This is a genomic window from Mycobacterium sp. NPDC050041 (genome assembly GCF_049541695.1).
GTDB lineage: Bacteria > Actinomycetota > Actinomycetes > Mycobacteriales > Mycobacteriaceae > Mycobacterium.
Genome location: NZ_JBMVDG010000002.1, coordinates 639595 through 653920 on the forward strand (window position 1 = coordinate 639595; position 14326 = coordinate 653920).

15 protein-coding genes and 1 riboswitch are annotated in these 14326 nt (G+C 71.6%); of the genes, 9 read left to right on the forward strand and 6 right to left on the reverse strand.

All coding sequences use genetic code 11. From position 1 onward, the window contains the following. Positions 1-68 precede the first annotated feature (68 nt). Entirely contained in the window at positions 69-1544 is a 1476-nt protein-coding gene (locus tag ACPCHZ_RS08430) for a class I adenylate-forming enzyme family protein (protein WP_423484312.1), read from the forward strand. Between the two features lie 9 nt (positions 1545-1553). On the opposite strand, the gene ACPCHZ_RS08435 is transcribed toward ACPCHZ_RS08430, so the two are convergent. Then, positions 1554-1979, reverse strand: coding sequence for a pyridoxamine 5'-phosphate oxidase family protein (locus ACPCHZ_RS08435; RefSeq protein WP_423484313.1), 426 nt, complete (start codon positions 1977-1979; stop codon positions 1554-1556). Between the two features lie 49 nt (positions 1980-2028). Beyond that, positions 2029-3237: an FAD-dependent monooxygenase gene (locus tag ACPCHZ_RS08440; RefSeq protein ID WP_423484314.1), complete on the reverse strand. Its 1209-nt coding sequence runs from the start codon at positions 3235-3237 to the stop codon at positions 2029-2031. Positions 3238-3314: 77 nt separating this feature from the next. On the opposite strand from ACPCHZ_RS08440, the gene ACPCHZ_RS08445 reads away from it, so the two are divergent. The 4 genes from ACPCHZ_RS08445 to ACPCHZ_RS08460 all read left to right on the forward strand — a co-directional run bounded on the left by ACPCHZ_RS08445 (position 3315) and on the right by ACPCHZ_RS08460 (position 6216). Further along, positions 3315-3878 (forward strand): TetR/AcrR family transcriptional regulator, encoded by a 564-nt coding sequence (locus ACPCHZ_RS08445; protein ID WP_423484315.1) that lies wholly within the window; start codon positions 3315-3317, stop codon positions 3876-3878. An 11-nt stretch (positions 3879-3889) separates the two neighbouring features. Beyond that, positions 3890-4879: an LLM class F420-dependent oxidoreductase gene (locus ACPCHZ_RS08450; RefSeq protein ID WP_423484316.1), complete on the forward strand. Its 990-nt coding sequence runs from the start codon at positions 3890-3892 to the stop codon at positions 4877-4879. Positions 4880-4960: 81 nt separating this feature from the next. Next, the gene (locus ACPCHZ_RS08455; protein ID WP_423484317.1) at positions 4961-5848 is read left to right on the forward strand and encodes a hypothetical protein; all 888 of its coding nucleotides are present in this window, start codon (positions 4961-4963) and stop codon (positions 5846-5848) included. Positions 5849-5871: 23 nt separating this feature from the next. Then, positions 5872-6216 (forward strand): LuxR family transcriptional regulator, encoded by a 345-nt coding sequence (locus ACPCHZ_RS08460; RefSeq protein WP_423484318.1) that lies wholly within the window; start codon positions 5872-5874, stop codon positions 6214-6216. An 18-nt stretch (positions 6217-6234) separates the two neighbouring features. Here the strand turns inward: ACPCHZ_RS08460 and ACPCHZ_RS08465 are convergent, their stop codons facing one another. The 3 genes from ACPCHZ_RS08465 to ACPCHZ_RS08475 form a co-directional block, all read right to left on the reverse strand. Continuing rightward, complete coding sequence (locus tag ACPCHZ_RS08465) at positions 6235-6834, reverse strand: hypothetical protein (protein WP_423484319.1); 600 nt, start codon at positions 6832-6834, stop codon at positions 6235-6237. 71 nt (positions 6835-6905) lie between these two features. Then, entirely contained in the window at positions 6906-8555 is a 1650-nt protein-coding gene (locus ACPCHZ_RS08470; RefSeq protein ID WP_364975443.1) for a DNA repair helicase XPB, read from the reverse strand. Between the two features lie 40 nt (positions 8556-8595). After that, positions 8596-10887 (reverse strand): helicase-associated domain-containing protein, encoded by a 2292-nt coding sequence (locus ACPCHZ_RS08475; RefSeq protein ID WP_423484320.1) that lies wholly within the window; start codon positions 10885-10887, stop codon positions 8596-8598. Between the two features lie 65 nt (positions 10888-10952). Here ACPCHZ_RS08475 and ACPCHZ_RS08480 point away from each other — a divergent pair, with 65 nt between their 5' ends. Genes ACPCHZ_RS08480 through ACPCHZ_RS08495 form a run of 4 tightly spaced genes read left to right on the forward strand, consistent with a single transcriptional unit; the run spans position 10953 to position 12522 of the window. Continuing rightward, on the forward strand, positions 10953-11141 hold the full coding sequence (locus ACPCHZ_RS08480; RefSeq protein ID WP_364975438.1) for a hypothetical protein: 189 nt from the start codon (positions 10953-10955) through the stop codon (positions 11139-11141). Positions 11142-11192: 51 nt separating this feature from the next. Next, the gene (moaC, locus tag ACPCHZ_RS08485; RefSeq protein ID WP_423484684.1) at positions 11193-11621 is read left to right on the forward strand and encodes a cyclic pyranopterin monophosphate synthase MoaC; all 429 of its coding nucleotides are present in this window, start codon (positions 11193-11195) and stop codon (positions 11619-11621) included. Next, positions 11618-12097, forward strand: a complete 480-nt coding sequence (locus ACPCHZ_RS08490) for a MogA/MoaB family molybdenum cofactor biosynthesis protein (RefSeq protein WP_423484321.1) — start codon at positions 11618-11620, stop codon at positions 12095-12097. Before moaC ends, ACPCHZ_RS08490 begins: the two co-directional genes overlap by 4 nt. After that, entirely contained in the window at positions 12094-12522 is a 429-nt protein-coding gene (locus ACPCHZ_RS08495) for a molybdenum cofactor biosynthesis protein MoaE (RefSeq protein WP_423484322.1), read from the forward strand. Before ACPCHZ_RS08490 ends, ACPCHZ_RS08495 begins: the two co-directional genes overlap by 4 nt. Positions 12523-12528: 6 nt before the next feature. Here the strand turns inward: ACPCHZ_RS08495 and ACPCHZ_RS08500 are convergent, their stop codons facing one another. Further along, positions 12529-13917, reverse strand: a complete 1389-nt coding sequence (locus tag ACPCHZ_RS08500; protein WP_423484323.1) for a transglycosylase family protein — start codon at positions 13915-13917, stop codon at positions 12529-12531. A gap of 9 nt (positions 13918-13926) precedes the next feature. Beyond that, positions 13927-14124: riboswitch (cyclic di-AMP (ydaO/yuaA leader) on the reverse strand. Between the last annotated feature and the right edge of the window lie 202 nt (positions 14125-14326).

Below are 14326 nucleotides of genomic sequence, written 5' to 3' on the forward strand. Positions count from 1 at the left end.
GGCCACCTGTGACGCATGAACGGCGAGATGCCGTGTCACAGGTGGCCACTCGGCGTTAGCCTCCAGGCGTGGCCGACTTCACAGAGACATTCGCGGCAGGGCTGAGGAGCTACGGCGCCGGGCCGTGCCTGGAGTTCGAGGGCAGGTGGCACACCGGCGACGAGATCGTCGCGCACGCCGACGCCGTCACCGCCGCGCTGCGGGACGCCGGTGTCGCCCACGACGCCCCGATCGGCCTGGTGGTGCGCAACCGGCCCTGGCATGCGGCGACCATCGCCGGCCTGCTCGCCGACCGGCGCTGGGTGTCGATGATCTACTCGTTCCAGTCGCCGGAGTCGATCGCCCGCGACGTCGAGTCGCTCGACCTGGCCGCGGTCGTGGCCGATGCCGAGGACTGGACGGCGCCGGTGCGTGCCGCCGCCACGCGTGCAGGCATTGTGGCAGTAACGATCTCGGCTACCGGTGTCGAACTCGTCGACGGCCTGACCCGGGTGCGCGGTGCGCACCCCACCCGCGCCGGCGCGGGCCTGCAGATCCTCACCAGCGGCACCACCGGCCCGCCGAAACGGCAGTCCATCGACACCACCGTGCTGGAGCGCACGGTGTTCAGCGTGACCGGTGGCCGGTTCGCCTCGCCGCAGGACCCGCCGGAGCTGTCGTACTGGCCGTTCGGCGGAATCGGCGTGTGCCAGTTGATCACCGGCTTCTACACCGGCCGGCGGATCGTGCTGCTCGAGAAGTTCGGCGTCGACGCGTGGGTGCGGGCCGTGCGGACGCACCGCATTGCGCGGTCGGGTGTGCAACCGGCGGTGGTGCGGATGCTGCTCGATGCCGACGTCGACCCCGAGGACCTGGCGTCGCTGCAGTACATCATCAGCGCCTCGGGTCCGCTCGACCCGCCGACCCGCGACGAGTTCGAGCGCCGATACCGGATCCCGGTGCGGTTGGCCTACGGTGCAACCGAATTCGCGGGCTCCGTGTGCGCGTGGACTCCCGAGCTGGTGGCGCGCTACGGCGACGCCAAGCGCGAGAGCGTGGGAAGGCCGCTGCCCGACACCGAGGTGCGCATCGTCGACCAGGACAGCGGGGTCGAGATGCCCATCGGCGAGCAGGGCGTGCTCGAGGCCCGTATCCCGGTCATCACGCCGGACTGGATCCGCACCACCGATGTCGCGACAGTCGATGCCGACGGCTTCGTCACGCTGCACGGCCGCACCGACGGGGCGATCATCCGCGGTGGTTTCAAGGTGCTCCCGGAGACGGTGCGCCGGGTGTTGTTGTCGCATCGGGGCGTTCGGGATGCGTGCGTGGTCGGCGTGCGCGACGAGCGGCTGGGGGAGGTGCCGTTCGCAGCGTTCGAACCGGCCCCGGGCAGGCCGGTGCCGACGGAGCGGGAACTGCAGGAGCTGGTGCGCGGGTCGTTGCCCAGGCATCATGTGCCGGTCGCCGTCCTCGCGGTCGGCGAGTTGCCGCGCACGGCGTCGCTGAAGGTGCGGCTGCCCGACGTCGCGGCGCTCTACGACACGGTGCGCCCGGACACGTAGTGGCCGTGCTCAGAACGAGCCCATGTCCGCCGACAGCCAGTGCGCGGGGGTGAGATGGATCGCGACGTGCTCGCCCAGGTTCTCCCTGGCGAACGCCAGGTACTGCTCGGCCGCGTCGCCGGAGAGGTAGCGGCGGGTGACCTCTTCCATCATCTCGTCGGTGCCCGGCTCGATGCGGCTGACCGGGCCGTCGACCGCGACGTAGCGGGTGGTCGGCTCGACCCGCTCCACCATGAGCGAGAAGTGGCCGGCCGCCTCGATGAGCCGATGCTTGCGGGACCCTGCGCCGGTGAGCACCCACGGCTCGCCACCGGGGCGGTACTGGTACCAGATCGGCACGGTCAACGGACCGCGTCCCGTGCCTGCGGACACCGACAGGGCGGCGACGTGCGGTTCGGCCAGGAACTGTTCGCGCTCTTCTCTACTGAGGGCCATGATCGCGAGGGTAACGACGGCCACCGACAGCCTCGATGCGCTCGCCGAGTCAGCGAGTGGCGAGGGCCGGGTAGTCGGGGACGCGGATCGAGTCGAAGAACCGGACGCCGCGGTCGTCCAGCCCGGCCAGTGCCCGGCCGATGGGGCTGGGCAGCACGGAGATGAGCCGCCCCGCGGCCAGCAGCGCCCGGACTCCGAGACCCGATGACGGCAGGATGCTGCCGGCCATCCTCTTCGCCAGTGCCCGGCTGCCGATCACCGCCGGGCTCATGACGTCCTCGTAGGCGGGGAACGCGACGGTGTGGTCCCCGGCGGCGCGATCGAGTTCACCGGCGAGGACGTAGGCCCCGATGACGGCGAGGCTGGTGCTGCCTCCGACGGCGGGGCCGGGACAGTATCCGGCGTCGCCGACCAGCGTGACCCGACCGCGGGACCAGCTCGTCAGCTGCAGCTGGTCGATCGCGTCGAAGTAGAAGGCCGGCGTGTGGTCCACCTCGGCCAGCCAACGGTCGACGGGACCTGACATCCCGCCGAAGCGCTTACGCAACTGCTCTTTCTGACCGGTCGGGTCGCGGTGGTCGAAGTGGTAGGCGGCGGGCCTGAAGATGAAGACCGCCCGGGCGTCCTCGAGATGGTCGGCGGTGTAGATCATCGCGACGCGGTCGAGGTCGATGAACCCGGTCGACTCGCCTGCGCGCACAAATTCTTTTGGGACCGATACGACACAGAGGTAGCCGCCGAGGAACTCGGTGTGGCCGGCGTCCTCGCCGAACACCAGGCGTCGCACACCGGAGTGCAGCCCGTCGGCGCCGATGACGACGTCGAATCCGCGTGGCGCCGAGCGGGCGAACGTGACCGCGCCGTCAGGGGCGATGGCGGTGATGTGGTCGCCGAAGAGGTACTCGACGTCGGCGCGGCCCGCGTCGTAGAAGATCTCGCTGAGGTCGTCGCGCATGATCTCCACGTGCCGGTCGGAGATGGCCGCCGACAGCTTGTGATAGTCGATGAGGGTCGGTCGCCGGGCCCCGACGCGGTGCATGATCAGCCGTCCGGTGCCGGTGGCGTGCTCGATGACGCGGTCGAGGACGCCCATCTGCTCGGCGATCGCCATGGCCGGACCGAACAGGTCGATGGCGTGGCCGCCGGTCTTGCGCAGCGCAGGCGCGCGTTCCACGACCGTGACGTCGAAGCCCTGGCGCGTCAGCCAGTAGGCCGCCACGGGGCCGGCGATGCTCGCGCCGGAGACGAGTACACGCATGACGCTTCTCCTTACTGAACGATCGGTAAGCCGATGACGGTGAGCTTACTTAACGATCGGTCAGTTAGGGTGGGTACGTGAGCGGCCCACGTTCGGACACCCGGCAGCGGATCCAGGACGTGGCGCGCGAACTGTTCACGGCCAAGGGCGTGCAGCGCACCAGCCTGCAGGACATCGCCGGGCGCCTTGGCATCACCAAACCTGCCCTTTACCACCATTTCTCATCGCGCGAGGAGCTGGTCCGCAGCATCGTGCAGCCGCTCATGGACAGTGGCGAGCGCTATGTACGCGAGTGCGAGGAGCGGCCGGGGATCACGCCCCGCGAGGTGCTGGAGGGGTTCTTCGACTTCCAATACGCCCACCGCGCGGACCTCGTGCTGATCGTCTCCGAGCTCAGCACCATCGCCGACCTGGGCCTCATCGACAGCATGCTGGCCTGGCGGGAACGGCTCAGCCGAATCCTCTTCGGGCCCGACCAGACGCTCGAGCAGGCCACCCGGGCCGTGATAGCGCTCGGCGGCCTGCAGGACTGCTGCCTGCAGTTCCCCGACGCGCCGGCGGACGCGTTGCGCCACGCGGCGGTCACGGGTGCGTTGGCCGCCCTGGGCAAGTCGACCGGACGGCGCCATCCGACTCGCTAGAGTCGAATGCCATGCGCTTCGGACTGTTCATCCCGCAGGGCTGGCGACTCGACCTGATCGGCATCGCACCGGTCGAACAGTGGCAGGTGATGCGTGACCTGGCCGCCTACGCCGACGGCGCAGCATGGGACTCGCTGTGGGTCTACGACCACTTCCACACCGTGCCGGTGCCCACCGACGAGGCGACCCACGAAGCGTGGACGCTGATGGCGGCCTACGCGGCGACCACCTCCCGGATCAAGCTCGGCCAGATGTGCACAGCGATGGGCTACCGCAACCCGGTGTACCTCGCCAAGGTCGCAGCGACCACCGACATCATCTCCGGCGGGCGGGTGCAGATGGGCATCGGTGGTGGCTGGTACCAACACGAGTGGGAGGCCTACGGTTACGGCTTCCCGACGGCCGGGCAGCGCCTCGGCATGCTCGACGAGGGCGTGCAGATCATGCGCGACGCCTGGCGTGACGGTCGGGTGACCTTCGAGGGGAAGCACTACAAGGTCGACGACGCGATCGTCGCGCCCACCCCGCTGCAGCAGGGCGGACCGCCGCTGTGGATCGCGGGCGGCGGCGAGAAGGTGACTCTGCGCATCGCCGCCAAGTTCGCGCAGTACACCAACTTCACCTCCGAACCGGCGGGCTTCGAGCACAAGTCCGAGGTGCTCGCCGGGCACTGTCGCGACGTCGGCACCGACTACGGGAAGATCGTCCGCTCGGCGAACTTCAACGCGGTCATCGGCGATTCGGAGGCCGACGTGAAAGACCGCATCGAGCGGATCCGCGCCAGGCAGCAGGCCAAGGCCGACCCCGGTTCCGTCGATCGGATGCTGTCGGCGGTCAGCGCACCCGAATCAGCCAGCGGCACAACCGAACAAGTCATCGAGAAGCTGAAGCGGATGCGTGACCTCGGCTGTGAGTACGCCATCATGTACTTCCCCGAGGCGGCCTACGACCGGTCCGGCATCGAGTTGTTCGAACAGCAGGTCATCCCGGCGCTGAGCTAGCCGCCTCCGCCCGCTCTCGCCCCCCGGGCACCGTCGCGGCGCGCTGTTAGGCTCGCGGCACGAAGCGGTGAGGGGGTCTGCGTGAGCTATCCGGCGCTGGGATTCCCGCCGCCCGAGGACGACGGGCACCTCCCCGAGTACGTCGAGCGCACCACCGTCGACTATCCCGCCGACCCGCCGCCGCCCGGCGGACCGCCACGAGGCGGCCGCCGCGTGTGGTGGGTGGCGGCGGCCGTGGCCGCGGTGGTGGTGCTGGGCGCCGGCGTGCTGCTCGCAGTCGACGCCCGCCGGTCACCGACGTCCGACACGACGGCGGCGACGGTCAGCGCACCGCCTATCCCACCCGCGGCGCCGCCGCCCTCCACCCCGCCGCCCCCACCGCCGTGTGAGCCGGCGCTCCCGGGCACCCAGACGCCGGCCGGCTGGAAACCGGTGAGCAGCAACGTCGGCCTCACCTATGACGTGCCGCCGGAGTGGACCGTCGAGGGCTGCGGCGTGCGCCTCGGCTGGGAGAAGGTCTGCAAGGGCGGACTGTTCGACACCTGCCCCGTCGAGATCCTGCGCGCCGCAGCGCAAATAGAGTCCGCGGCGTGCCCCGACAACTGGCTGGCCGTGTCCGGGCTGGACAGCCCGAACAACCCCCGCGACCTCAACCGTGCCGTGCGCGACAAGGCCGCGCTGGTCCGCGACATCTACACGTCTGCCGGCGGGCGGGTGCCGAAGGTGACGCTGACCGACCCGCGCGGCCTGATCCTCGACGCCACCCCGGCATTGCAGATCCTGGCCACCGTGACCGGGATCGAAGCCGGTGAGTGTGGGGCCTCCTCGGCGGTGCACAGCGTCGTCGCCATCAACGTGCCCGGCCAGGACGGAGCGGTGGTGTTCGTGGTCTCCCTCTACCAGGGCATCCCCGGCGCACCGAGTCCGCGACTGATCGACGACCTCGTCGCGACTCTGCGGCACACCTGACGCCCGGGTGGCACCATTCGGGGATGGAGAAGATCTCACTCACCGCGCTGGCCCGCGAGCACCTCGAGACCGCCCGCGCCACTGGCAGCGGCCGCAGTGCGCACACCGTGTACGGCGGTCACGAACACGCGTTGCGCCAGACCCTGATCGCGCTCACCGGCGGCAGCGACCTGCACGAGCACGAGAGCCCCGGCGAGGCGACGCTGCAGGTGGTGACGGGCCGGGTGCGGCTGAGCACCGAGGAGGCCGGCTGGGAGGGCTCCTCGGGCGACCACATCGTCATCCCCCGCACCCGCCACGGCCTGCACGCCATCGAGGACTCGGTGGTGCTGCTGACCGTCGTCAAACCGGTCGGGCCGCACACCTGAGCATGGCGACTGCGGTGATTACTGCCCGGCGATGATCTTCGGAGGCATCGGCGCAGGCGCCGGCGGCCCGGGCTGACCCGGCGCGGGGGCCCCCGGCTGACCCGGCGCGGGGGCCGGCGGCGCGTCGAAATATCCGGGCGGCGGCGGCCCGTCGAGCGGGTAGTAGCCCTCCGGCAGCGGCGGTCCGCCCGTCTTCGGCCCGGCGGGCGCAGCCGGGGTGGACGACCCGGGGTCGCTGATCGAGGTGTAGCCGGGCGGCAACGCAGGCGCGGGGCCTGCGCCCGGGGGCGGGGCCGTCGATCCGGGTGCGGTCATGGTCGGGTCGCCGTACGGGTTCTTCGCCTGGTTCCAGGCGTCGCGCAGGAAGCCCAGCGGGCCGTCGCCGCTGCCGTACTTCTGATCCTGCATCTGCATCTGCGGCACGGGCGGCGGGCCGCCCGGGGGCGGTGGCGCAACCGGAGCTCCCGGAGCGGGTGCGGGCGGCACCGGCGGCATTCCGGGCTGGGCGGCGGCGGGTGTCGCGGCGACCAGGGCGCCGAAGCCGACGGCGAGGCCGGCCAGCGCCAGCCTGACGGCGGGGGTGTTCGAGGCAGCGCGAGCGCGCCGTCGTGCGGTCATGGGTGTCGAGGCTATCGCCTCAGCGCGGCGGGTGCGTGGTCACCGGTGGAACTCGTGGTGACACGGCGCCGTCAGATCGCCGGGCCGAGCAGGTCATCGGCGTCCTTGATGATGTAGCCGTAGCCCTGTTCGGCGAGGAACCGCTGCCGGTGGGCGGCGTACTCCGCGTCGAGGCTGTCGCGCGACACCACCGAGTAGAACACCGCGCCGCCGCCGTCGTGCTTGGGCCGCAGCAATCGGCCGAGCCGCTGCGCCTCCTCCTGGCGCGAGCCGAAGGTGCCCGAAACCTGCACCGCCACCGAGGCTTCCGGCAGGTCGATGGAGAAGTTGGCCACCTTGGACACCACCAGGGTGGAGATCTCGCCGCGCCGGAACGCGTCGAACAGCGACTCGCGCTCGGCGGTCTTGGTCGACCCCTGGATCACCGGCGCATCGAGTTCGCGGCCGAGTTCGTCGAGCTGGTCGAGGTAGGCGCCGATCACCAGCGTCTGCTCGCCCTTGTGCTTCTCCAGGATCGAGCGCACCACCGCGATCTTGGTGTGCACGGTGGAGCACAGCTTGTAGCGCTCCTCGGGTTCGGCGACGGCGTAGAGCATCCGCTCGTTGTCCGTCATCGTCACCCGCACCTCGATGCACTCGGCGGGCGCGATCCAGCCCTGGGCCTCGATGTCCTTCCAGGGGGCGTCGTAGCGCTTGGGCCCGATCAGGCTGAACACGTCGCCCTCGCGGCCGTCCTCACGGATCAGCGTGGCCGTCAGCCCCAGCCGTCGCCTCGACTGCAGGTCGGCCGTCATCCGAAACACCGGCGCGGGCAGCAGGTGCACCTCGTCGTAGATGATCAGCCCCCAGTCGCGGCTGTCGAACAGTTCGAGGTGGCGGTACTCGCCCTTGGTGCGACGGGTGATCACCTGATAGGTCGCGATGGTGACCGGGCGGATCTCCTTGCGTTCCCCGGAGTACTCGCCGATCTCCTCCTCGGTCAGCGTGGTGCGCGCGATCAGCTCGCGCTTCCACTGCCTTCCCGCGACGGTGTTTGTCACCAGGATCAGCGTCGTGGCGCCCGCCCTGGCCATCGCCGCCGCGCCGACCAGCGTCTTGCCCGCGCCGCACGGCAGCACCACCACGCCGGAACCGCCCGCCCAGAACGAGTCGGCCGCCATCTCCTGGTAGTCGCGCAGCTCCCAGCCGTCCTGCTTCAGGTCGATGGCGTGCTTCTCGCCGTCGACGTACCCGGCGAGGTCCTCTGCGGGCCAGCCGACCTTGAGCAGCAGCTGCTTGATGTGGCCGCGCTCGCTGGGATGCACGATCACCGTGTCGTCGTCGATGCGCGCGCCCAGCATCGGGGCGATCTTCTTGTGGCGCATCACCTCTTCGAGCACTGCACGGTCCAGGCTGACCAGCACGAGGCCGTGCACGGGGCTCTTGACCAGCTGCAGGCGGCCGTAGCGGGCCATCGTGTCGACGATGTCGACGAGCAGAGGCTGCGGCACCGGGTAGCGGGAGAAGGACACCAGCGCGTCGACGACCTGCTCGGCGTCGTGGCCCGCGGCCCTGGCGTTCCACAGTGCCAGCGGGGTGATCCGGTAGGTGTGGATGTGCTCGGGGGCGCGTTCGAGCTCGGCGAACGGCGCGATGGCGGCCCGCGCCGCTCCGGCCTGCGCGTGGTCGACCTCGAGCAGCACCGTCTTGTCGGACTGGACGATCAGTGGGCCGTCAGTCATGCGGGTCTCGCTGGTGAGTCATCTTCTCCATCATCCTGCGTCATTCGCTGTCGGCCGACACCACCGACGTCACGCGATGGATCGCGAATTCGCGTACCCGTCCGGATGCCGGGTCGTAGGCGGTGAGCTGCCCGCCACGCACGTTGATCGGTGCGACCACCCGCTGGGTCGCGATGCCGGCGGGGTCGACGTAGCCGATCACCACCGACGTCTGGGTCAGGGCGGCGTCCTGCAACTGCGTTATCGCAACGCCGGGGTCGAGCCGGGTGTTCCCGAACGGCGCGACGGCGACCTTGCGCAGCACCGCGACGATCGCGCCCAGCGTCTGCGGCGTCGGAGTCGGTGCGGGCCGGTAGACCCGGCGGCGGGGCGCGGTCGGCACGCGCGCTCCGCGGGCGCGCAGGTCGACGATCGCGCCCGAGGCGTCCTCCGCCGCCGGAGCGAGCCCCGCGTTGCGCAGCGCCGTGAGCACCTCGCCGATCGGCGCCTGCGACACCGCCACCGTCGGCGCCAGCAGCCGCATCTCCAGCGCCTCGGCGGCCGGTGCGCTGACCGCCTGGGCGAGCAGCACCGCGTCCTCGCACCGGACGAACGAGTTGGCCATCCCGACGCGCAGCTGCCCGTGCCTGCGGGCGACGTCGTCGATCAGGTACGTCAGGCCCTGCGGCACCGGGGTGCGGGAGTGCCGCTCGAACAACGCGTGCAGCTCGCTCGCCGTGCGGCCGGTGTCCAGCGCGCGGCGGATCGACGACTCGCTGATCCGGTACACCATCGCGGCGCCGGCCGACTCGACGGTGGCGACCGCGGTGAGCTGCTCGGCGAGCTCGCGTTCCAGCGGTCCCGGCACGATGACCGTCAGGTCGGCCTGCAGCAGGAAGTGGTCGATGGGCTTCGGCATCACCTTCTGCATGGCGGCGACGACCTCGTCGACCGGATCGCCGGCGAGCAGCTTGCGGCCGGGTCCGGTGATGGCGCCGCGCCCCACCACCCCCAGCGCGTGCGCCTCGGTGAGCAGACTGCCGACGGGTTCGGGCTGCAGCCTTGCGGCCCAGCGCGGGCGCTGCCAGATCATCGCGGCCGATGCCGATGCGGCGTCGGCGCCCGCGCCGTGGGGCAGCCCGGACAGCACCGTCAGCAGCAGCCTGCGGTCCAGCGGAGCCGCCGTCGAGTACAGCGAATCCGACAGCGCCGCATACGGTTTGCCGTCCGGACCGCGGGTCGCGATGAGGCTCGGCCTGCCCGGCAGGTCCAGCCACGTCGACGCCAGCAGATGCCACTTCGCGGCGCTGGTCGATTCGACGAACCGGTCGGCGGCCACCGTCGGCGCCCAGTGCGGCCCCGCGCCGTCGCCGGGATCCGGCTCGGGCATGCCCGCCGCGATCAGCCCGGCCGCCGCCGAGAGCTCGACGATCAGGCCGAGCCGCTGCTCGTCGATGCCGGTGGTCTTGGTCAGCCGCTTCATGTCGCGCACACCGAGGCCGCCGCTGCGCAGCTCGGGAACCGGCGTCGCCGACAGGGTCTCGATCACCAATTCGACCTCGCGCAGCAGGTCGAGAGCCGCCCCGGCGGCGACGGCGTCCGCATCCGCGCCGGAGGTGGTGGAGACCGTCGGGTTCGGCTGGGTGAGGTCCACCGGGCCGGGCGCCTCACCGCGCAGCACCTGGCCGACCAGTCGCGGCAGGATCACGGTCTCGTCGTCGACCTGGCGCAGCAGCCCTGCGGCCAACAGTCGCGGCACCGGCCGGTCGGGCTGGGTGCCGGGAGCGGCGTCGCGGGTACGCCCCACCGGCGACCCGTTCACCAGCCGCGACAGCAGCTCGGTCTGGGCGGTGTCGAGGCCCTCGAGGCGGCGGGCGATGTCCCCGGGCGACTGCGCGGCGGTCTCGACGACGGCCTGGCCCGGGTACCAGGGCAGACCGGACGCGGCCTCGGCGGTCACCCGCAGTTCGGCCGCGCCCCACACCAGTGCGCGCTCGCGCAGATCGTTCACGGCGGCGTCGAGCGCCTGTTCGTCGGTGCGGCCGTCGAACAGTTCGACCAGCTTGGTCAGTGGGACGGCGGTGGTGTCGGCGTGCAGCACGAGAAGGCCGTCCAGCACCGCCAGTCGCAGGAAGTCGAGCTCGTCGGTGGCTGCCTTGACCGACTGCCGCGACGTCGCCCGTGCCGCCAGCGCTGCGACATTGCCGGGTGGCGGCTGGGTGAGGTCAGGCCGCAGCTGCAGCAGTCTGACGAGCTGCTCGTCGGGCAGCTCGGCCAGCCAGGCGCCCAGCGGGACGCCCGCCGATCCGCGGGTGGTGTCACTCCGGCCCGGCGGCGGAGTCTTTTCGGTCATTGCTGACCAGCGTAAAGCCTCTGCCCGACCTCGCCAGCGCGCCCGGGGTTTGCCACAATGAGTACGTGGCTGACAAGAAGAAGAAGCAATACGTCGACAACGGCTGGCCGGCGCACCTCGAGGGCGACGAGCACGCGGTCAGCGAGCTGGCGACGGATCGCACCGGGGCGCTGTCCCCGTTCGGTGATCTGGTGTTTCCGCTGCCGGCCGACCAGTTGCCGTACACGCATCCCGTCACCGTCGTCAACAAGTAACCGGTGACCGGCGGGGAGCTGTCCCACCTCGACGAGTCCGGCGCGGCCCGCATGGTCGACGTCAGCGCCAAGAACGCCACCCGGCGCACCGCCGTGGCCGCCGGGGTGCTGCACACCCGCCCCGATGTGGTGGCACTGATCACTTCCGGCGGGCTGCCCAAGGGTGACGCACTGGCCACCGCCAGGATCGCCGGCATCATGGCGGCCAAACGCACCAGCGACCTCATCCCGCTGTGCCACCAGCTCGCCCTCACCGGGGTCGACGTGGACTTCGACGTCGGGGACGCGCGTGTGGTGATCACCTCGACGGTCCGCAGCACCGACCGCACCGGCGTCGAGATGGAGGCCCTCACCGCGGTGAGCCTGGCCGCGCTGACGCTCTACGACATGATCAAGGCGGTGGATCCGGCCGCCCGCATCGACGACATCCGGGTGCTGCGCAAAGAGGGTGGCAAGACCGGCGAGTGGACCAACCCGTGACGCGAAGCGCCCGGGTCGTGATCGCCTCCACCCGGGCCGCCGCCGGGGTCTACGAGGACCGTACCGGCCCGCTCATCGTCGACTGGCTCGAGCAGCGCGGCATCAGCACCCCCGCCCCGGTGGTGGTGCCCGACGGCCGCGACGTGGCCACCGCGCTCGCCGCGGCGCACGGCGACGACGTCGACGTCATCGTCACCTCCGGTGGCACCGGCATCTCACCCACGGACGGCACCGCCGATGCGACGGCCGAGTTCGTCGACTACCAGATTCCCGGCCTGGCCGACGCCATCCGGCGGGCCGGCGAGGACAAGGTGCCCACCTCGGTGCTCTCCCGTGGCGTGTGCGGGGTGCGGGGCCGCACGTTGATCGTCAACCTGCCCGGCTCACCGGGCGGGGTGAAGGACGGGCTCGCAGTGCTCGACCGGGTGCTCGACCACGCGCTGGACCAACTCGTCGGGAAGGACCATCCGCGATGACGGCGATCGTGCTGCGGGCCGAACTCACCGAGGCGCCCATCGACCTCTCCGCGCACGAGGAGCTCGTCGCGCACGAATCAGCCGGGGCGGTGGTCGGTTTCGCCGGGGTGGTCCGCGACCACGACGGCGGCCGGACGGTGCGGCGACTGGAGTACTCCGCCCACCCCACCGCGGCGCAGGTGCTCGAAGAGGTGGCCGCCGAGCTCGCCGCGGAGGGGCACGGCGTGCGGGCGATCGCGGTGAGTCACCGCATCGGGCCGCTGGCGATCGGTGACGCCGCGCTGGTGGCCGCCGTGGCAGCCGACCACCGCGGGGCGGCGTTCGACACCTGTGCCCGGCTCGTCGACGCCGTGAAGGACCGGCTACCGGTGTGGAAGCACCAGTTCTTCGGCGACGGCTCCGACGAGTGGGTCAACTCCGCCTGACGGCACTCAGGCCGGCGGCAGAACCGGAGCAGGCGCGGGGGCCGGTGCCGGCAGCGGTGCGGGAACAGGTGCGCCCAGCGGTGCCGGCGGAGCGGCCGGGTCGATCGGTCCGCCGACCGGCTTGTTCGGCGGCGGGCCACCCGGGGTGTCCGGCGTCGTCAGCGGCCGCTGGGTCAGTGCCAGCAGCGCGTCCTGGCCGGAGATGTCCTGCGTCTGGATCGCGTGCCAGATCTCTTTGAGGTACGTCACGTTCGGGCTCTGCTGCGGGCCCGTCGGAGCCAGCGCCGCGCCCGGGGGCAGGTTCTCGGGGCTGGCCAGGTGCGGGATCCCCTGGGCCATGGCCGGCAGATCGCCGGGCACGGCGGGCAGGCCGGCGGGCACGCCGCCGGTCATCGCCTCGTTGGCCGCGTCGAACATCGGCTGCGGGATGTTCACCGCGTTGAGCGGTGCCATCGGATCCGCTGCCGGGGCGGCAGGCGCGGCGACGACACCCGGTGCGGGTGCCGGGGCCGGCGCAGGAGCCGGCGGGACCGGCTGCAGCGGCAGCGGAGCGCCGTTGTGCAGCGACCAGGTCTGCGGCGCGTCAGGAGCGGCGGGGGCGACGTCCCAGTTCGAGGCGGTGACCACGGTCTCCGGGGCGGGCGGCGGCACATCTGCGGCCGGGGGCGCAGGCGGCAGCGGCGCGACCAGCGGCACACCGTTGAGCGAGTTGCCCGGGGGAGGCGGGGGCGGCACCGGCGCAGGAGCCGGCGCCGGAGCGGCCATCAGGTCGACCGGGGCGGGCGGCGGCGGGGCGGGAGCCGGCGCAGGCGCGGGTGCCGGCGCAGGCGCGGGGGCGGCCAGCGCGTCGAACGGCGCGGGCGCGGGCGGCGGGGGAGGCATGGGAGCCGGCGGAGGCGGCGGCAGCGGTGCGGCCAGCGGCGCGGGCGCGGGCGGCGGAGGCGGAGCGAACGGGTTGAACGGCGGCGGGGGCGGCAGCTGGCCGTTCAGGCCGACGGCGTCGAGCGCGTCGTCGAGCACGTTGCGAGGAGTGGCGCCGGACAGAGCCTTGCCGCACGTCGGCCACGCGCCCTTGCCCTGGCTGGCCAGGACGCGCTCGGCGACGGCGATCTGCTCTTCCTTGGTGGCCTGGAACGCCGACGGGGCGTATTCACTGCCGCCGTGGCCGGACCAGGTGCTCGGCGAGAACTGCAGGCCGCCGTGGTAGCCGTTGCCGGTGTTGATGGCCCAGTTGCCGCCGGACTCGCAGGATGCGACCTGGTCCCATTCACCGTCGGTGGCGGCGTTGGCCTGGCCCGCGAGGGTGAGGCCACCGGTGCCGATCACCGCGCCGGTGAAGGCGATCTTGGCGACGCTGACAGCTGGTTTGGTGGGCTTGCGATGCCGTCCACTCATAAGTGCGATAGGTCCTCTCGTGAGCGCCCGCGAGGTCAGCTGTCGGGTTCGGGTCTGAGAGGTCACCCGGCCGGCGGAGATCCGCCGGCTTCACCCCAAGGAACCGCAAGCGGTTCCAGGTCCTTCGGTGGACCGGTGGGTCCCCCGCCTCCATCCAGGTGGGTCGTGGTCCCTCTTCCGACGGATGGAGCTCGGCGCTGTCGAACGAGGCGAGCCGACTGATGTGGGTCGATCGGCCTGGAAGAGAAGGTAACGGCTCTCCGCGATCCCGTCACCTTCTGCCGACCTCGGCGTTTCTCCCCTTGGCAAATATTAAACAGGCTCTAAACCGCCAGGTTGGCGCGACGTTTTCCGTCGTTCACCCGCCACTCAGCGCGTCTGTGACAGTTTGTGACCATTTCGTTATGTG